Source organism: Micromonospora sp. NPDC023869 (genome assembly GCF_055559695.1).
The window spans coordinates 458,542-474,866 of record NZ_JBVHKD010000001.1; the positions used below are offsets into that span (position 1 = coordinate 458,542).

Here is a 16,325-nt window from a genome sequence, read left to right on the forward strand (position 1 = left end):
ACCTTCTCGCCCGCCGGTACGTAGTTCGCCTTGGAATCGTTGGGAGACAATGAATGGGCGCCGACCACACCCGTTCCGCTCCGCCCACCCCACCCCGGGTGCGGCGGATCCTCATCGTGACGGTGGTCCCCCTCTTCCTCGTCACCCTGGTCGCCGCGCTCGTGCTCTGGCCCTCGGACCCGCCCCGGCCCGAGGCCGCCGACGACACGCCTCGTTACCACGGCACGGTCACCCGCGTGGTGAACGAGCCCTGCCCACCGAACCCGGTCGTGCCCGAGGGCACCCCGACCACCGCCGGGCAGCAGTGCGGCACGGTGACCGTACGGGTCGACAACGGCCCGGACGAAGGTCAGGACGTGCAGACGCCGCTGCCGGACGGCCCGGGAGCGCCCCGGGTCAGCGTCGGCGACGAGATCATCCTGGTCTCCCTGACCGATCCCGAGGACCCCTCGCTCAGCTACTACAACATCGCCGAGCACCAGCGGGGCAAGGCGCTGATCTGGCTCGCGGTGCTGTTCGCCGCCGCCATCGTGGCGTTCGGGCGGCTTCGCGGCCTGGCCGCGCTCGGCGGTCTGGCGGCCAGTTTCGCCATCCTGATCACCTTCGTGCTGCCCGGCATCAGTGCCGGCCAGCCGCCGTTGGTGGTCGCCATCGTCGGCGCGGCACTGATCATGTTCGTGGTGCTGTACCTGACGCACGGCATCTCGGCACAGACCTCGGTGGCCGTCCTCGGCACGCTCGGCAGCCTGGTGCTCACCGGCCTGCTCGGGCTGGCCGCCACCCGGGCCACCCACCTGACCGGCTTCGGCAGCGAGGACGCCACCACGCTGTCCATGTTCCGGGGCGACGTCGACCTGCACGGCCTGCTGCTCGCGGGCATCATCATCGGCTCGCTCGGCGTGCTCGACGACGTCACGGTGACCCAGGCCGCCGCCGTGACCGAACTGCGTCACGCCAACCCGAGCTTCACCCGCCGGGAGCTGTACCGCTCGGCGACCCGGGTCGGCCGGGCCCACATCGCCTCGGTGGTGAACACCATCGTGCTGGCGTACGCGGGCGCGTCGCTGCCGCTGCTGCTCCTGCTCACCGCCGACACCCGCGCGCTCGGCCAGATCGTGACCAGCGAGTTCCTCACCCAGGAGATCGTCCGCAGCGTGGTGGCCACGCTGGGGCTGGTCGCCGCCGTACCGCTGACGACCGCACTGGCCGCGCTGGTGGTCACCGCCGGACGGCGGGACAACCCGGAGCCCGGCGGCCACCACGGCCACGACGACGGGCCGGACGGCGACGGCCCCACTCCCCCGACTCCCCGGCCCGGCACGGACCGGACCGAGGCCCTGCACGCGCTCAGCACCGCGCGTGCGCGTGACACACCCCCCGCCACCGGATCGCGGTGGCCCGACCCGGACAGGAGCACGGACACCACATGGTGACACCCCGCAGCGTGACCGCCCCTGCCGACACGGTTCGTGCCCGTGTCGTTGGTCACCCATCGCGATTACGAAATGACGCATCTAGCCGGGTTCGGGGCGTAGAGACCGACATGGACCGTCGGGTAACCTCACAGCCGGTCACCGACGAAGGCGCGCAGCGGCGCCTGCGGTGCCACCGCCCAATCGCCGCGAGGCGAGCCGGGGACCCAGGTAGGTGGGGTGAATCCGCGTCAGCGGTAGGGGCCACTTCCGTTCCGAACCCGTCAGCTAACCCGGTCGGCGGTCGATGGAAGGGAAAGAAGTGACGGCACCCCTACGCCGCTGGATGACCCCTGTGGTGGCCGTGTTCGCCGCGTTCGCCGTGTTCGCCGGGCCCCTGCCGGCCATGGCCGCGCCGAACCCACCCGCGCCAGCTGAGCACGACGACGACCCACCGATGCTCAACGACCTGATCGAGTCGGCGAACCGCGACTTCTCCAAGGCCAAGAACCAGCTGGAGCGGTCCAAGAAGCGCCAGCTCAAGCTCGACGTCGAGCTGCGCCGCGCACAGGCCGACCTCGACGCGCTCCGGCCGCAGGTCGCCGAGATCGCGACGCAGTCGTACCGCACCGGCCGGGTGGGTGCGATAGCGATGTTGTTGCAGAGCAACGCGCCGGACTCGTTCATGGACCGTGCGTCCGCCCTGGACGAGTTGAACCTGTTCAACGACAAGAAGTTGGGCGAGGTCAACACGATCCGGGAGCGCGCCGACCAGGCCAAGCTCGCGTCCGACGCCGAGGTCCGTGAGCAGCAGAAGCTAACCAACGACATGGCTCGCAAGAAGACCGAGGCGGAGAAGTCACTCCGCCTGGTCGGTGGTGAGAGCCTGACCGGCGGCCTGGTGGCCGCCACCTCGCCGGTCGCCCGGGTGGCGCCGAACCGCGCGTCCGACGGCAGTTGGAAGCCGGAGTCGTGCAGCCAGAAGGACCCGACCACGTCGGGCTGCATCACGCCGCGCACCCTGCACATGTACAAGGAGGTCAAGCGGGCCGGCTTCGACCGCTTCGTCGGTTGCTGGCGGCCCGGTGACAAGTTCGAGCACCCCAAGGGCCGGGCGTGTGACTGGTCGTTGCAGAACAGCGGGTTCAGCCCCTGGCACAACAACGACACCCGGATCTACGGCAACAACCTGGCGGCCTTCCTGGTCCGCAACGCCGACCGGCTCGGCATCTACTACGTGATCTGGAACCGGCAGATCTGGTTCCCGACCGAGAACAGGTGGCGGTCCTACAGCGGCCCGTCCAACCACACGGACCACGTGCACGTGTCGCTGCTCTGAGCGCCGTCCGGGTGACCTGCGAGGGCCGCTCCGCCGTCCGGCGGAGCGGCCCTCGTCGTCCGTGTCGGGCAATCCGGCGGGTCAGCCCACGGGCGTGACCACACCCGCCATCTCGGCGGGTTCCGCCGCGACGGTCCGCACCTCACCGGCGGCCAGCCGGTACGACATGCCCACCACCGCGCACCCGCCTGCGGCCACCTCGGCGGCCAGCGCCTCGGAGGACTCCAGCATCGCCTCGACGGTCTGCGCGATGTGGATGTCGACGATCGCGTCCAGATCGTCGACCCCCGCCTGCTCGGCCCGGCGCAGGCTGGGCACCACCGCGTCCACCACGGCCCGCAGGTGCCCCGACGGAGCGGTGCCGGTGGCCGCCGCGGCCCGGGCCGCCTGGACGGCGCCGCACGAGTCGTGCCCGAGCACCACCACCAGCGGCGTACGCAGCACGCTCACCGCGTACTCGACGCTGCCCAGCACCTCCGGGCCGATGGTGTGCCCGGCGGTCCGGACCACGAAGAGATCACCCAACCCACGGTCGAAGATGATCTCCGCAGCGAGCCGGGAGTCGGAGCAGCCCACGATCACCGCGAAGGGATGCTGCTCGGCGGCGACGGCGGCCCGGTGGCTGGCGTTCTGGTTGGGGTGCCGGAGCGTGTCGGTGACGAAGCGACGGTTGCCGGCGATCAGCTCGGCGAGGGCGCGCTCCCGCGAACCGGGAAGGTCTGCGGTCAGGTACTCACGTTCGGGACCGGGCTGCGCTCCGATCGTTCCGGGTCGACTCATCCGGCGTCACCTCGCCTCTCGGTGGAATGCCTGGTCATCCCGGCCGGCGCTGGCCACGGGCTGCCACCAACCGTCACACGCAGCGCAAGGCACGTCAAGCTATGCGTGATCTGCATTTCATGTATTCCAGAACGCTTGCCAATCGAGACGGGCGGGCGCGAGCGCAGCTCCGGAGCGTGACAGGGGCAGGCCATACGATGGCGGGCATGGCGACCTCAGACGAGCGAGAAAGCACCCGAAACTGGACTTTCCTGACAAACCACGCACACGTACTGCTCGCCATCGCCCGCAACCCCACCGCCCGGCTGCGCGACGTCGCCAGCGAGGTGGGGGTCACCGAACGCGCCGCCCAGGCCATCGTCGCCGACCTGGAGGCGGGTGGCTATCTGCACCGCACCCGGGTGGGCCGCCGCAACGAGTACACCCTGAACCCGGCCGGCCGGTTCCGCCACCCGGCCGAAGCCGACCGCCAGGTCGGCGACCTGCTCGCCCTGTTCACCGACTAGCCCGTACCGTCCACAGTCGACTACGTGGCGTGGTTCACCGATCCCATCCCACTCGCGCCCATGCGTTATCGACACGGGGACGATAGGTTGAACACGTGTCGTCCGTCGCGCTCGCCCGTCCCTTGTGGCCGGCGACGCTGCGCACGCTGCGGGAGCTGACCCGACTGGCGTTGGCCGCCCTCGTGCTGGCGGTCGGTCTCGGCACGGCCGCCGCCAACCTGCCACTGCGCCCGGCGGGCGACCAGCCGATCCACGCCGTCGCCGATCATCGCGCCTGGTCCGTCACCGCCGACCTGCCGACCTGGCCGGGCACCGTCGCACCGGTCGCCGAGCAGGTGCGGGCCTCCGGCACGCTGGCGACCTCACCGACGCAGCCCACGGTCCCGACCCCGCCGCCCGCTCGCCCCGAGCCGGCCGCCGAGTCCGGCGCGGCCACCACCACGGTCCACCAGCTCGCCGCGCCGCGACCCACTGTCGGCAACGGTGAGCCGACCCGTCGCGGTCCACCGGCCGCCTGACCGACGGCCCGCCTCAGGACGCCCCACCGGCCCACGCGACCGTCCGCCGCCCCGGCCCGACCCCCCGGACACGGCGACCGACCGTCGCCGAGCGTCCCGGGGGCACACCGCTGTCGCGGACCCGTCCGGCCCGGCCCGACGTCCTGTCGCTGACCTCGGCGACCACAGACCTTCCCCCAGTCGACGACCCTCATCCGACCGCGAGAGGTGTTGATGATGCGAACCGCTTTCTCCTACGTCATGCCCGACGTCCCCATGGCCGCCGTGATCTGGCTGAGCCTGCTCGGGGTGGTGATCCTCGCCATCGCCGCCCTGCTGCTGCGCCCCCGACACCTCCTCCGGTTCGACGCGGGCACCCGGATCCGCGAGGCGGCACTGCCGAGCCGCACCGAGCACACCGAGGAACAGCGGGACCAGGACCGCTGGGCGGAGGAGGTGGCCGTGGCCGCCGACCGGGCCGACGCCACGGCCCGCCGCCGTCGCGAGGAGTGGCTCACCGCGCAGGACGAGGCCGAGCGGGCGTGGAAGGCGTACGAGACGGCGGAGGCGGACGTCCGCCGGCTGTCCGCGGCCACCGGGATGCCGCTGCCGCAGACCTCGCGCACCCCCGCCGAGTACGCCGACCGGGAGCGGTGGCTGCACCGGTCGGCCATGGAGGCGTACTGGCGGCGGGAGCTGTCGGTGGAACAGCTCAGCGACGTCTTCGCCCACCGGGGTTGGGACCCGCGACTGCACCCGGTCGAGCAGGAGCTGACGCTGCGCCGGGCGGTACGCGACAACCTCTTCGCGCGCCAGCAGGCGGCCCACGCGCAGGAGCAGGAGCGCTGGCGGGCCGCCGAGCTGGCCACCGCGGCGGCACGGAGCCTGCGCGACGAGGCGCTCTCGGCACTGCTGCCGCAGGTCGAGGAGCGCGAGTCGGTGCTGCCGTTGACCGCGTTGGGTGGCGTCGAGCAGACCCGCGAGATGCCCGTAGTGGTCGGCGGGCGGGCGGCACCCGCGTACTGACCGGTTCTGCCGCGACAGGCAGATAGCGCGAACCTCCTCCGGCCCGTCGGGCGGGAACCTAGCGTGGGACCGGTGTCGGACGGACACCGGCCGGGTACGACCTCGCCGGGAAGAGGAGGCCGACGTGGTCGCACGGGGTGACGGGCGCAGGCCCGAGGAGTCGACGCTTCGGGGCGCCGGGCCGAGACAGACCTGGGCGGCCCTGCCCTGGCTGGTGCGTACGGCGGTGGTCTGGAGCGCCTGCCTGGTGGTGATCGCCGCCGGGCTCTATCTCCTGGCCCGGATCACGATGCTGGTCACCCCGCTGGCCATCGCGCTGGCCGCCACCTTCTTCCTGGCCGCGCTGCTCGACCCGGTCCAGCTCGCGTTGCGCCGGCTACGACTGCCCGCCGCACTGGCCGCCCTGCTCACCGTCCTACTCCTGCTCGGTGTCCTGTCCGGCGTGGGCGTACTGGTCTGGAACATGACCGCGGGACAGTTCAGCGAGCTGGGCGACGAGCTGCGGGAGGGACTGGAACGCAGCCGCGACTTCGTCACCTCCACCCTGCCGGTCACCGACGAGCAGCTCGACGGCCTCGTCGACCAGCTCCGCCAGGCGCTCAGCCAGCAGGAGGTCGACCCGGTCGCCAGTGCGCAGACGGTGGCCGAGGTGTTCGGCTCCATCCTGCTCGCCCTGGTGCTGCTCTTCTTCCTGCTCAAGGACGGCCGGTCGATGTGGCACTGGACGTTGCGTCGGGCGGGCGGGCCGAACCGGGAGATCGCCGCCGAGGCGGGTCGGGTCGGCTGGCGCACGCTCGGCTCGTACAGCCGGGGCACCATGCTGATCGCGGCGATCGACGCCATCGGTATCGGTCTGGCGCTGGTGCTGCTCGGTGTGCCGTTGGCCTTCCCGCTGGCATTGATCACGTTCTTCGGCGGCTTCGTCCCGATCATCGGCGCCACCGTGGCCGGGGCGGTAGCGGTGCTGGTGGCACTGGCCGCCAACGGCCCCACCACCGCCCTGCTCACCCTGGGCGCGGTGATCGCCGTCCAGCAGATCGAGGGCAACCTGCTCGAACCACTGATCATGAAGCGGCAGGTCCGGCTGCATCCGGTGGTGATCCTGCTCGCGGTCACCGCCGGCACGCTCATCGCCGGCATCGCGGGCGCCTTCGTCGCGGTTCCGATCGCCGCCGTCGTCTGGCGGGTCATCGACAGCGTGCAGCAACAGCGCCAGACCGCCGCAGCGAAGCGGCGGTGGTCGCGGATCATCCGGGGGCGAACGGCGAAGGCCCGTACCCGCAGGACGATCCGCAAGGTCTGACCTCAGCTCCGCGCGCGTACCCGGGGATGCAGGTGGTCGCCGAACCAGCCGGCCGCCGCGTCGGCCACCTGTTCCAGCGTCCCGGGTTCGGCGAAGAGGTGCGTGGCTCCGGGGACCACCCGCAGGTCGGTCGGTGCGGTCATCCGGTCCCGAGCCTGCTCGTTGAGCGTGATGACCTGCTCGTCGAGGCCACCGACGAGCAGCAGGGTGGTGGCGCGCACCTCGCCCAGGGCGGCTCCGGCCAGGTCGGGCCGGCCGCCCCGGGACACCACGGCGCGCACCACGTCGGGCCGCCGTGCCGCCGCGATCAGGGCGGCGGCGGCACCCGTACTGGCACCGAAGAGACCGATCGGCACTGCACCGAAGGGCCGCTCGACGGCCAACCAGTCCAGGGTCGCGACCAGCCGGTCGGCCAGCAGCCCGATGTCGAAACGTAGCTCGGCGGTGACCGCGTCCACCTCGTCCTCGGCCGGGGTGAGCAGGTCCACCAGCACGGTGCCGAGGCCGTCGGAGGTGAGCCGGTGGGCCACCGAGACGTTGCGGGGGCTGTGCCGGGAACTGCCGCTGCCGTGCGCGAACAACACCGCACCGGACGTGTCGGTCGGCACCGACAGGTCGGCCGACAGGTCCACCTGACCCGCCGGGATCGTCACCTCGCCACCGCGTACGTCCATCTCGCCTCCCGGTCTCACGCATACCCCGCCCGTTGCATCGCACGCGCGTTTGTCGCCGGGGGCGGCGGGTAGCCGACGAGAGACCGCAGACGGACCGGCGCCTGGGGCGTCGGCGAGCAGATCGCGAGGACCGTCATGCCGCATCACCAGCGTGAGCCCGTGCAGAAGGCCGCCGATCGCGAGCGGCGTGAACAGGACACCCGGCGCGGACGGGACTGGGCGGACGAGGCGGCCCAGGCACGTGACGCCGACGATCCCCGGGCGCGGACGCCGCACGACGCCACCGGCCGTCCGTCTCAGGGCGAGCCGATCTGAGCCTCCCGCGTCGACCGGCGGTCCGCCGGTCGACGCGGGACGCCTCAGCTGGTGGTCTCCGGGAGCCGGAGCAGCGGCGCCCGGCCTGGGGCCTGTTCCGGCGTCGGCAGGTCGTCGGGGGGCGGCGGGATCGGTACGGTGACCGACTCGTCGCAGGTGACGCGGATCGACTTGCCGTAGTGGCGGACCTCCATGACCGCGTCGTGCGCGGCGTGGTGCAGCGAGTACGTCGTCTCGTGCGGACGCACGTCGACGCGTAGCCGCATCCCGCACCACTGGAGCGAGAAGGCCAACCGGCTCAACCCGCTCGACAGGTGCGGCGCGAACGACGGCACCCCGTCGTGGTCCCGCAGGCCCCCGAAGCCGGCGACCAGCGCGATCCACGCCCCGGCGAGGGAGGCCATGTGCACTCCGTCGCGGGTGTTCTCGTTCAGGTCGTGCAGGTCCATCAGCGCGGCCTCGCGCAGATAGCTGTGCGCCAACTCGGTGTAGCCCACCTCGGCCGCCAGCACCGCCTGGGTGCAGGCGGAGAGCGAGGAGTCCCGGACGGTACGCCGCTCGTAGTAGAGGAAGTTGCGCAGCTTCTCCTCGGGCGTGAACGCGTCCCCGCGCCAGTGCATCGCCAGCACCAGGTCGGCCTGCTTGACCACCTGCTTGCGGTACAGGTCGAAGTACGGGTAGTGCAGCAGCAACGGGTACTTGTCCGACGGTGTGTCGACGAAGTCCCACTCCTGGAGCCGGGTGAAGCCCTCCACCTGCTGGTGCACGTCGATCTCGTCGTCGTACGGGATGTGCATGGCCGAGGCGGCGTCCCGCCAGGCGGCGGCCTCCTCGTCGGTGACCCCGAGGTGGTACGCCTCGTCGCGATAGCGCATCGCCACCTCGGCGGCGGTCTGGAGGTTTCGCTGCGCCATCAGGTTCGTGTAGATGTTGTCGTTCTTCACGGCGGTGTACTCGTCCGGGCCGGTCACCCCGTCGATGTGGAACTGGCCGTTGCGGTCGTGGTGCCCGAGCGACCGCCACAGCCGCGCGGTCTCCACCAGCAGGGTCAGCCCGATCTCCCGCTCCAGTTCGCGGTCACCGCTGATCAGCACGTACCGGCGCATCGCGTCGGCGACACCGGCGGCGATGTGGAACGCCGCCGTGCCCGCCGGCCAGTAACCGGACGACTCCGGCCCCTCGATGGTGCGCCACGGGAAGGCCGCACCCTTGAGGTTGAGCGTCCGGGCCCGCTCGTGTGCCTGCTCGAGTGTGGAGAAACGCCAGTACAACGCGTCCCGCACGGCAGCCGGATGGGTGTACGTGAGCACCGGCAGCACGAACATCTCGGTGTCCCAGAACGCGTGGCCGTCGTACCCGGGGCCGGTGAGCCCCTTGGCGCTGATCGGCCGACGCTCCGCGCGGGCACCGGCCTGGAGCACGTGGAACAGCCCGAACCGGACCGCCTGCTGCACCTCCGGGTCGCCCTCGACCTCCACGTCGGCGGCGTCCCAGAACTCGTCCAGGTACTCCCGCTGCTCGCGGACCAGCCCGTCCCAGCCGTCGAGTCGCGCGGCGGCGAGCGCGGCGCCGACCTGGTCGCGCAGGGCCGGCAGCGAGCGGCGACTGGACCAGCCGTAGGTCAGGTACTTCACCACGCAGAGCGTCTGCCCCGGCTCCAACACGCAACCGATGGTGGTCCGCACCCAGTCCTCGTACCCCTCGGACTCCACCGTGGTCCGCGCGGGCGACTCGACCTCATGTTCCATCGCGGCGGCGACCCGCAGGCCGGACACCTTGGTCCGGTGGATCAGCAGCCCACCGTCCTCCGTGGTCAGCTCCTCCTCCGCCTCCAACGGCGACTCCAGCACCGCGGCCACCCGGGGGTCGCGGCTCTGCGGCGGCAGCGTCTCGTTGGCCACCAGCTCGGACTGGACGATCAGCCGCAGCGGCTTACCGTCGGCCACCTCCACCTCGTACCGGATGGCGGCGACCGAGCGCTGCCGGAACGAGACCAGCCGGGTGGTGTTCACCCGCACCTCTCGCCCGGCCGGGGAGCGCCAGTGCAGGGAGCGGTGCAACGTGCCGGCCCGCATGTCGAGCACCCGCTCGTGGGCGAGCACCTCGCCGTACCGCACGTCGAGCGGCTCGTCGTCGACAAGCAGCCGGATCAGCTTGCCGTTGGTGACGTTGACGATGGTCTGACCGGACTCCGGAAAACCGAAACCCGCCTCCGCGTACGGCAGTGGGCGCAACTCGTAGAACGAGTTCAGGTACGTGCCGGGCAACCCGTGCGGCTCACCCTCGTCCAGGTTGCCGCGCAACCCGACGTGCCCGTTGGAGAGGGCGAAGACCGACTCGGACTGGGCGAGCACGTCCATGTCAAGGCGGGTCTCCCGCACGTGCCACGGCTCGACCGGGTACGCGCGCTCCCGGATCATTCGTGCCGTCCGGCGAGCAGGTCGCCGAGGTCGGCGACCACCACGTCGGCGCCGTGGGCGCGCAGTTCGTCGGCCTGACCGGCCCGGTCCACCCCGACCACGTACCCGAATCCGCCGGCCTTCCCGGCGGCGACACCGGCCAGCGCGTCCTCGAACACCACCGCGTTCGCGGGATCGACGCCGAGCAGCTTCGCCCCGGCGAGGAAGGTGTCCGGCGCGGGCTTGCCGCGCAGCCCCTCGGCCCGTGCCGTCAGCCCGTCCACCCGGGCCTCCAGCAGCGATTCCAGCCCGGCCACGGCCAGCACGTCCCGGCCGTTGGCGCTGGCGGTGACCACCGCCCGACGCAGCCCCGCGTCGCGTACCGCCTTGAGGTAGGTCACCGAGCCCGGATAGACGTCCACTCCGGCGGTACGCATCCGTTCCAGCACCAGCGAGTTCTTGCGGTTCCCCAGGCCGTACACGGTCTGCGCGCCCGGCGGGTCCTCCGGCGTACCCTCCGGCAGCGTGATGTCGCGTGAGGCGAGGAAGGTGCGTACGCCGTCCAGGCGGGGCCGCCCGTCGACGTAGCGGTGGTAGTCCGGCCCCGGGTCGAACGGGCGGAACGGCTCACCGGTGGTGGCCGCGTGCCGCCGCAGGAAGTCGTCGAAGGTCTCGGTCCAGGCGGCGTTGTGCAGCCGGGCGGTCTGCGTCAGCACACCGTCCAGGTCGAAGAGACAAGCGGTCACATGATCAGGCAGGCCGAGCACCGTACCAATCTAACCACCAGGGCGTACGGGCAAACGCATTTCGGCCGAGCCGCGTACCGTGAGCGTCGGCGGAGGCCACGGCACGGTCACGAGGCCGAGCTGCGCATCGGGGAGACCCTGCCCGAAGGGAACACACCGATGAAGGAACTGTTGGGCAACGAGCTTGAGTACGACGACGAACATCGTGTGACCCGCCACGGCGAACTCTTCACCGGTACCGCGCTTCTCTTCACCTCCCAGGGTGCGCTCCGGCTGGCGGTGACCTACCGCGACGGCGTGGAGCACGGCCCTGAGTACTCCTCGTTCGAGGCGGGGCACATCCAAGCGGAGACCGTCTATCGCCACGGCAACGTCCTCACATCTCGTCGGTGGCACTCCAACGGCCGACTCGCCTACGAGACGCGCCACGACGAGACCGGCCACCTGGTCGACGAACAGCGCTGGAACGAGGACGGCAGCCGACAGGTCGCGCAATGGGCACACATCGATGATCTGGACATGGACGACAACCAGGAATTTCTTGACCGCCATGGTCCATTCACGGGATTCGTCCTCGAAGTGACGAGGAACGGCAGGGTCATTGCGGAGTCGGCCCATGAGCTCGGCGCCCCGGATGGTCCGGAGCGCTCGTTCTTTCTGGACGGCGGACTCGCGTCGGAGACCGTCATCAACTTCTACAGACGCGTCGAGGTTCGCGAGTGGCATCCCAGTGGCCGACTCGCACGCGAGGAGCACTACGACGGTCAGGGGAATTGCCTGAGCCGCCATCGCTGGAAGGACACGAGCAAACCCATGATCGTCCGCTTGATCACCCTTTCCTAGCACGACACCCAGCGCGCGGCTTACCGGGCGGGCGGTCCCGACGGTTGCCGACCGCTGATGGACTGACGTCCGGAACGCCCGATTGACCCTCTTCGTTCCAGCAACTCAGCGCTTTGAGTTGCCGAAGGTAAAGCACGCTCATACGTTCTTGGCAACAAGCATCGTGAAACGAGTCATCACGGGGAGTCTCGTTGTCCAGCACTGATGCACAACCCGCCACGAACGGCGGATTACGTGTATTCGCGCTTCTGGTGTCATCGTTTGGCAGCTTCGCCGGCTCCCTCGTGGCGATCACCTGGCGGGGGAACCCCTGGATCGGCGTCGTCATGGGTGCCGCACTGACGATCATCGTGCTGGTCGCCTGGCGGGTGAGGCACCGCGGCTGGCGGGGCACGATACCGCCGAAGAACGCCCGCGCCCTGAGCAACGGCGGCATCGCAGCGCTGGTCCTGCTGGTCGCGGCAGCGGCGATGAATTGGAGCTTTCCCATGATCGTCGATGACGGCACCGTCGACCGGCCGATCTCCTGGATCGCACTGGCGTTCCTGGCGGCCAGTTGCGCGCTGATGATCGTCACCGGCCGCGTCGCCCAGAGGCCGCAGTGAGCCGTCGACGCACGCCCATTCCGGTCGCGGTCCTCCTCGGGGCGCGTGGGTTGTCGATGGAATCGCGCCGGCTGAGGCTCTGGGGCGAGCGAACGGGGATCTGTTCGTCGTGGTGGCGGGCGGGACTGTCGTGGGCATCCTGGTCGTCGCACTGGTCGCCATCGTCCGGCAGGAGAGGCGTAAGCGTCGATGGGAAGGCGCTCGTCGTGGTTTCCCGGATGAAGTGGGCAGCCGGTCCGGTGATCCTGTGGGTCCCCGGCTCTTCAGTTGGATCACCGGCCATCCCCTCTGGATGGGCCTGGTGGCGGGAGCCCCCGTCACGATCGCGGTGGCGGCGCTCGCCGTGACGACGGCACCCAGGCCGTCGACCCGGGACGAGGTCGACCGCCCCGGTTGACGCAACCGGATAGTTGCCATACCTTCTGTAGCAACCTACTGGTTGCTACAGAAGGGGCGCGACGATGGGATTTCCCGACCGGATCGAACGCACCGTGCGGATAGCCCGCCCGGTGGACGACGTGTGGGCGGCGATCACCAGCGCGGAAGGGCTCGGCACCTGGTTCGGCCAGCGCGCCGAGGTGGACCTGCGCGTCGGCGGCATCGCGACGGTCGCCTGGGACACCGGCGAGCGGTCGCAGTTGCGGATCGAGCGGCTCGAACCGAAGACGGTCTTCGGTTACACCTGGCCCGTGCACGGCCTGCCCGCCGACGACCCGCGCCGCACGTACGTCGAGTTCACCCTGACCGCCGACGGCGACGGCACCAGCCTCACCGTGGTCGAGACCGGGTTCGCCCAACTCGGCCCGGACGAACACGACGTGGCGTTCGCGGGCAACACCAGGGGCTGGGCGAGCGAGCTGGACGAGCTGATCACCTATCTCCATGACTGACCCCGCGTCCGAGGCCGTCGCGGAGGCGGTCTTCGTCGCCCTGGCCGACCCGAACCGACGCGCCATCCTCGCCGCCCTGGCCGAGGGTGGCCCGGCCACCGCCACCGACCTCGCCGCCCGGCTGCCGATCACCCGGCAGGGCATCGCCAAGCACCTCACCCTGCTCGCCGAGGCAGGTCTGGTCAGTGCCGAGCCGGGCGAACGCCGTCGGGTCCGGTACGCCCTGCGATCCGCACCGATGCAGGTCGCCCAGCAGTTCCTGGCCGCCTTGGCCCGCGACTGGGACGGCCCGCTCGCCGCCCTCCGCACGCACCTCGAATGACACCGATCGAAGGACAGGACCCATGACCGAGCAGAGTTACACCACGACGTTCGTGGTCGACCAGACCTCGATGCAGGTGTTCGACGCCGTCAACGACGTACGCGGCTGGTGGTCGACGGACATCGACGGGCCGACCGACGTCGCCGGAGCCGAGTTCTCCTACCACTACCGGGACATCCACCGGTGCCGCTTCCGGATCGTGGAGTTCGTGCCCGGTGAGACGGTCGAGTGGCTCTGCGTGGAGGGCTACTTCAACTTCACCGCCGACCCGCAGGAGTGGACGGACACCCGGATCCGATTCGACATCGCCCCGGAGGGCGACGGCACCCGGCTGCGCTTCACCCACATCGGCCTGACCCGGCACCACGAGTGCTACGACGTCTGCGCGAACGCCTGGGGCGGCTACGTGGGCAGCAGCCTCCGGACCCTGATCGCCACCGGCAGCGGCGACCGCGACAACGAGGTACGCAACGCCGAGGCGTTGCAGCAGCGCCGCTGACCCTTCGCGCCAGTCCGGCCGCAGGCAGCTCCGCCAGTTCGGGCGCAGGCCGTTCGGCCAGCACCGGACGCAGGGCCTTCCGTCAGTTCGGGCGCAGCGTCCAGGTGACGGTCATCTCCGAGGTCGGCTTGCCCTCCTCGGTGGCGATCTCCACGCGTACCGGGAACTCCGGTCGCTCGCCGGCCTCCAGCTCCGCGATCACCTCGGCCGGCGGGCGTCCGAGCCGCGCCGTCGCCAGCACCGGGCCCAGGGCGAGCTTGCGGTACGCGATCTCGGCGCGTACCGCCAGCGGCGTGGCCCGGTCGAGCAGGTGGCCGAACGCGGCCATCACCACCGCGCCGGAGGCGGTCTCGCCGAGCGTGAACACGGCCCCGGCGTGCGGGCCGCCGACGTGGTTGTGGGTGGCCGGCGAGTCGGGCAGCCGGACCACGGCCCGCACCGAGCCTTCCGCCTCCGGTGCCACCTCGACGAATTCGAAGCCGAGCGTACGGGCGAAGGGCACCGCCTGGAGCATGGCGGCTGCCACCTGCCGCGAGTCGATGGTCATGCCCGAACGCTACCGGCAAGTAACTTGACCGACAAGCCGGGACCGGTCAGCCCACGCTCCGCCCGCTCAACGCGTCCTGGCGAACTGCACGAAGGCTCGCCAGGTCTCGGGCGTGAAGGTCAGCACCGGCCCCTGCCGGTCCTTGCTGTCGCGCACCCCGACGACCTGCGCCAGGTTGTCGGCCACCTCCACGCAGTTGCCTTGGTTGCCACTGCTGCGGGTGCTCTTGCGCCAGATCGCGCCGGTCAGGTCCATGCTTCCGCCGCCTCCGAGATCATCTTGAGGGTGGTTCCCTGGGGTAACGCCTCGGCCCGAACAGCCTCCCAGTCCTGCCGAAGGGAGTTTACGTCCACAGTGCGCTCCACGATGGTGCCGCGCATCTGGTTATCGAGGTAGGCGATGTCGTCGCCCTCCGGCGGGGTGGCGATCACGAAGGCACCGTTGAGCCCCGGATAGGCGCCCACCCCCTTGGGCACGATGTGCAGGTGCACCTTGACCCGACGCCCCACCTCCACCAGGTGTTGCAACTGCTCCCGCATCACCTTCGGCCCGCCGACCGGGCGCTCCAGCACCGTGTGGTCGAGGACCGCCACCAGCAGCGGCGGATTGGGCCGGGCGAGCACCCTCTGCCGGGCCAGCCGGGCGGCCAGCGGCGGCTCGACCTGGTCGCCGACGAGCTGACTCGCGCCCTCGTAGAGCGCGCGAGCGTACCCCTCGGTCTGGAGCAGGCCCGGCACCACCAACGGCTCGAAGCCACACAGCGAGGTCGCCTCCTGCTCGATCGTGACCCACTCGCGGAACCACGGCATCAGGCTCTCCTTGAGGATCGCCTCCCGGACCCGGACCAGCAGCCCCTCGCCGTGCAGCACGTCGTCGCAGCGCACGGTGAACTCCTCCCGGGGAGCCCGGCGACACTGCTCGACCGACGCGACGAGCGAAGCCGAGTAGCTGATCTGCTGGCCGAGCGCCTCCTGGGAGAGTCCGGCCTTGGTCCGCAACCGACGTAACTCACCGGCGAACAGCTCCAACATGGGTAACCGATCCATCTGCACACCTCTGCACTTCGGTGACGACCGGCTCGTACGGCCGGGCTGGTGGGGGTGAATCCCTTCCGAAAGTAGTGGTGTCCTCACCAGACTGTCACGTAGAAAGTTCCCCGATTGCGGCAGATCGTGGGGATTTCTGTCGGGGCCCGTCCGCTCGTCCCCCGCTTGGACGGGCCCCGACCCAGGTCAGGCGCTCCGCCCGGAGCACAGCATCCGCGCAGAGGAGTTTTTGATGATCACTCACCAGTTGCCGCAACCGGGTGACGGGCCGGCACCGGACCGGCCGCGGGCGTACCCGTTGCACGAGAAACCGCACACCCCGCTGCGCCCGATGTGGTGTTGCCGGGCCTGCGGGCACCCGTGGCCGTGCGCCACCGCGCGCATCCTGCTGAAGACCGAGTACGGCCGCAACGAGATCGGCCTGTCGATCTATCTGTCGGGTCTCTTCTACGAGGCCACCCGGGACCTCTACCGCCTCAACCCCGACGACGGTCCCACGCCACGTGACCTGTTCACCCGCTTCGTCGCCTGGTCCCCCTACCGCCGCCCACTCGTCGAGCCGTGCTAGCGGCCGAC

At 70.7% G+C, this 16,325-nt stretch carries 21 protein-coding genes and 1 riboswitch; of the genes, 14 read left to right on the top strand and 7 right to left on the bottom strand.

Annotated features, from left to right (window positions below):
* Window positions 1–53 precede the first annotated feature (53 nt).
* Window positions 54–1,433: a YibE/F family protein gene (locus ACZ31C_RS01725; protein WP_465793772.1), complete on the top strand. Its 1,380-nt coding sequence runs from the start codon at window positions 54–56 to the stop codon at window positions 1,431–1,433.
* A gap of 166 nt (window positions 1,434–1,599) precedes the next feature.
* A riboswitch (cyclic di-AMP (ydaO/yuaA leader) is annotated at window positions 1,600–1,731 on the top strand.
* A 3-nt stretch (window positions 1,732–1,734) separates the two neighbouring features.
* Window positions 1,735–2,751, top strand: a complete 1,017-nt coding sequence (locus ACZ31C_RS01730; protein WP_396741005.1) for a coiled-coil domain-containing protein — start codon at window positions 1,735–1,737, stop codon at window positions 2,749–2,751.
* 81 nt (window positions 2,752–2,832) lie between these two features.
* Here the strand turns inward: ACZ31C_RS01730 and ACZ31C_RS01735 are convergent, their stop codons facing one another.
* A complete protein-coding gene (locus ACZ31C_RS01735) occupies window positions 2,833–3,531 on the bottom strand; it encodes a carbonic anhydrase (protein ID WP_350696111.1) in 699 nt (232 codons plus the stop codon).
* A 197-nt stretch (window positions 3,532–3,728) separates the two neighbouring features.
* Here ACZ31C_RS01735 and ACZ31C_RS01740 point away from each other — a divergent pair, with 197 nt between their 5' ends.
* From ACZ31C_RS01740 to ACZ31C_RS01755, 4 genes are all read left to right on the top strand, one after another.
* Window positions 3,729–4,037, top strand: a complete 309-nt coding sequence (locus ACZ31C_RS01740; RefSeq protein WP_350696112.1) for a helix-turn-helix transcriptional regulator — start codon at window positions 3,729–3,731, stop codon at window positions 4,035–4,037.
* Between the two features lie 95 nt (window positions 4,038–4,132).
* Window positions 4,133–4,555, top strand: coding sequence for a hypothetical protein (locus tag ACZ31C_RS01745; protein WP_465793773.1), 423 nt, complete (start codon window positions 4,133–4,135; stop codon window positions 4,553–4,555).
* Window positions 4,556–4,771: 216 nt separating this feature from the next.
* The gene (locus ACZ31C_RS01750) at window positions 4,772–5,560 is read left to right on the top strand and encodes a hypothetical protein (RefSeq protein WP_465793774.1); all 789 of its coding nucleotides are present in this window, start codon (window positions 4,772–4,774) and stop codon (window positions 5,558–5,560) included.
* A gap of 124 nt (window positions 5,561–5,684) precedes the next feature.
* Window positions 5,685–6,863 carry an AI-2E family transporter gene (locus tag ACZ31C_RS01755; protein WP_465793775.1) on the top strand — a complete coding sequence of 393 codons (1,179 nt, stop codon included), beginning with the start codon at window positions 5,685–5,687 and terminating at the stop codon, window positions 6,861–6,863.
* Between the two features lie 2 nt (window positions 6,864–6,865).
* On the opposite strand, the gene ACZ31C_RS01760 is transcribed toward ACZ31C_RS01755, so the two are convergent.
* Entirely contained in the window at window positions 6,866–7,537 is a 672-nt protein-coding gene (locus ACZ31C_RS01760) for a dienelactone hydrolase family protein (RefSeq protein WP_465793776.1), read from the bottom strand.
* A gap of 135 nt (window positions 7,538–7,672) precedes the next feature.
* Between ACZ31C_RS01760 and ACZ31C_RS01765 the strand changes: the two genes are divergently transcribed.
* Window positions 7,673–7,852 (top strand): hypothetical protein, encoded by a 180-nt coding sequence (locus ACZ31C_RS01765; RefSeq protein WP_396741011.1) that lies wholly within the window; start codon window positions 7,673–7,675, stop codon window positions 7,850–7,852.
* A gap of 44 nt (window positions 7,853–7,896) precedes the next feature.
* Here ACZ31C_RS01765 and ACZ31C_RS01770 read toward each other — a convergent pair whose 3' ends face one another.
* Window positions 7,897–10,272: a glycoside hydrolase family 65 protein gene (locus ACZ31C_RS01770; RefSeq protein WP_465793777.1), complete on the bottom strand. Its 2,376-nt coding sequence runs from the start codon at window positions 10,270–10,272 to the stop codon at window positions 7,897–7,899.
* A complete protein-coding gene (locus ACZ31C_RS01775; protein WP_465793778.1) occupies window positions 10,269–11,018 on the bottom strand; it encodes a beta-phosphoglucomutase family hydrolase in 750 nt (249 codons plus the stop codon). Before ACZ31C_RS01775 ends, ACZ31C_RS01770 begins: the two co-directional genes overlap by 4 nt.
* 138 nt (window positions 11,019–11,156) lie before the next feature.
* Between ACZ31C_RS01775 and ACZ31C_RS01780 the strand changes: the two genes are divergently transcribed.
* The 6 genes from ACZ31C_RS01780 to ACZ31C_RS01805 all read left to right on the top strand — a co-directional run bounded on the left by ACZ31C_RS01780 (window position 11,157) and on the right by ACZ31C_RS01805 (window position 14,156).
* A complete protein-coding gene (locus ACZ31C_RS01780) occupies window positions 11,157–11,840 on the top strand; it encodes a toxin-antitoxin system YwqK family antitoxin (RefSeq protein ID WP_465793779.1) in 684 nt (227 codons plus the stop codon).
* 191 nt (window positions 11,841–12,031) lie between these two features.
* Window positions 12,032–12,445 (top strand): hypothetical protein, encoded by a 414-nt coding sequence (locus tag ACZ31C_RS01785; RefSeq protein WP_465793780.1) that lies wholly within the window; start codon window positions 12,032–12,034, stop codon window positions 12,443–12,445.
* A 130-nt stretch (window positions 12,446–12,575) separates the two neighbouring features.
* Entirely contained in the window at window positions 12,576–12,842 is a 267-nt protein-coding gene (locus ACZ31C_RS01790) for a hypothetical protein (RefSeq protein ID WP_465793781.1), read from the top strand.
* Window positions 12,843–12,906: 64 nt separating this feature from the next.
* Window positions 12,907–13,335, top strand: coding sequence for an SRPBCC domain-containing protein (locus tag ACZ31C_RS01795; RefSeq protein ID WP_465793782.1), 429 nt, complete (start codon window positions 12,907–12,909; stop codon window positions 13,333–13,335).
* Window positions 13,328–13,657, top strand: coding sequence for an ArsR/SmtB family transcription factor (locus ACZ31C_RS01800; protein ID WP_465793783.1), 330 nt, complete (start codon window positions 13,328–13,330; stop codon window positions 13,655–13,657). The genes ACZ31C_RS01795 and ACZ31C_RS01800 overlap by 8 nt, the downstream gene beginning before the upstream one ends.
* A 22-nt stretch (window positions 13,658–13,679) precedes the next feature.
* The gene (locus ACZ31C_RS01805; RefSeq protein WP_465793784.1) at window positions 13,680–14,156 is read left to right on the top strand and encodes an SRPBCC family protein; all 477 of its coding nucleotides are present in this window, start codon (window positions 13,680–13,682) and stop codon (window positions 14,154–14,156) included.
* A gap of 82 nt (window positions 14,157–14,238) precedes the next feature.
* On the opposite strand, the gene ACZ31C_RS01810 is transcribed toward ACZ31C_RS01805, so the two are convergent.
* From ACZ31C_RS01810 to ACZ31C_RS01820, 3 genes are all read right to left on the bottom strand, one after another.
* A complete protein-coding gene (locus tag ACZ31C_RS01810) occupies window positions 14,239–14,703 on the bottom strand; it encodes a DUF4442 domain-containing protein (protein WP_465793785.1) in 465 nt (154 codons plus the stop codon).
* Between the two features lie 66 nt (window positions 14,704–14,769).
* Window positions 14,770–14,958 carry a DUF397 domain-containing protein gene (locus ACZ31C_RS01815; RefSeq protein ID WP_465793786.1) on the bottom strand — a complete coding sequence of 63 codons (189 nt, stop codon included), beginning with the start codon at window positions 14,956–14,958 and terminating at the stop codon, window positions 14,770–14,772.
* Window positions 14,949–15,749, bottom strand: a complete 801-nt coding sequence (locus tag ACZ31C_RS01820; protein ID WP_465793787.1) for a helix-turn-helix domain-containing protein — start codon at window positions 15,747–15,749, stop codon at window positions 14,949–14,951. Before ACZ31C_RS01820 ends, ACZ31C_RS01815 begins: the two co-directional genes overlap by 10 nt.
* 232 nt (window positions 15,750–15,981) lie before the next feature.
* Between ACZ31C_RS01820 and ACZ31C_RS01825 the strand changes: the two genes are divergently transcribed.
* The gene (locus tag ACZ31C_RS01825; RefSeq protein WP_465793788.1) at window positions 15,982–16,317 is read left to right on the top strand and encodes a hypothetical protein; all 336 of its coding nucleotides are present in this window, start codon (window positions 15,982–15,984) and stop codon (window positions 16,315–16,317) included.
* Window positions 16,318–16,325 lie beyond the last annotated feature (8 nt).

Excerpts from the sequence above, each read along its gene's own strand:
- ACZ31C_RS01725 (WP_465793772.1), top strand. The coding sequence starts at position 54 with ATGGGCGCCGACCACACCCGTTCCGCTCCGCCCACCCCACCCCGGGTG.
- ACZ31C_RS01735 (WP_350696111.1), bottom strand. The coding sequence starts at position 3,531 with ATGAGTCGACCCGGAACGATCGGAGCGCAGCCCGGTCCCGAACGTGAG.
- ACZ31C_RS01740 (WP_350696112.1), top strand. The coding sequence starts at position 3,729 with ATGGCGGGCATGGCGACCTCAGACGAGCGAGAAAGCACCCGAAACTGG.
- ACZ31C_RS01750 (WP_465793774.1), top strand. The coding sequence starts at position 4,772 with ATGCGAACCGCTTTCTCCTACGTCATGCCCGACGTCCCCATGGCCGCC.
- ACZ31C_RS01760 (WP_465793776.1), bottom strand. The coding sequence starts at position 7,537 with ATGGACGTACGCGGTGGCGAGGTGACGATCCCGGCGGGTCAGGTGGAC.
- ACZ31C_RS01765 (WP_396741011.1), top strand. The coding sequence starts at position 7,673 with ATGCCGCATCACCAGCGTGAGCCCGTGCAGAAGGCCGCCGATCGCGAG.
- ACZ31C_RS01770 (WP_465793777.1), bottom strand. The coding sequence starts at position 10,272 with ATGATCCGGGAGCGCGCGTACCCGGTCGAGCCGTGGCACGTGCGGGAG.
- ACZ31C_RS01780 (WP_465793779.1), top strand. The coding sequence starts at position 11,157 with ATGAAGGAACTGTTGGGCAACGAGCTTGAGTACGACGACGAACATCGT.
- ACZ31C_RS01795 (WP_465793782.1), top strand. The coding sequence starts at position 12,907 with ATGGGATTTCCCGACCGGATCGAACGCACCGTGCGGATAGCCCGCCCG.
- ACZ31C_RS01800 (WP_465793783.1), top strand. The coding sequence starts at position 13,328 with ATGACTGACCCCGCGTCCGAGGCCGTCGCGGAGGCGGTCTTCGTCGCC.
- ACZ31C_RS01805 (WP_465793784.1), top strand. The coding sequence starts at position 13,680 with ATGACCGAGCAGAGTTACACCACGACGTTCGTGGTCGACCAGACCTCG.
- ACZ31C_RS01810 (WP_465793785.1), bottom strand. The coding sequence starts at position 14,703 with ATGACCATCGACTCGCGGCAGGTGGCAGCCGCCATGCTCCAGGCGGTG.
- ACZ31C_RS01815 (WP_465793786.1), bottom strand. The coding sequence starts at position 14,958 with ATGGACCTGACCGGCGCGATCTGGCGCAAGAGCACCCGCAGCAGTGGC.
- ACZ31C_RS01820 (WP_465793787.1), bottom strand. The coding sequence starts at position 15,749 with ATGGATCGGTTACCCATGTTGGAGCTGTTCGCCGGTGAGTTACGTCGG.
- ACZ31C_RS01825 (WP_465793788.1), top strand. The coding sequence starts at position 15,982 with ATGATCACTCACCAGTTGCCGCAACCGGGTGACGGGCCGGCACCGGAC.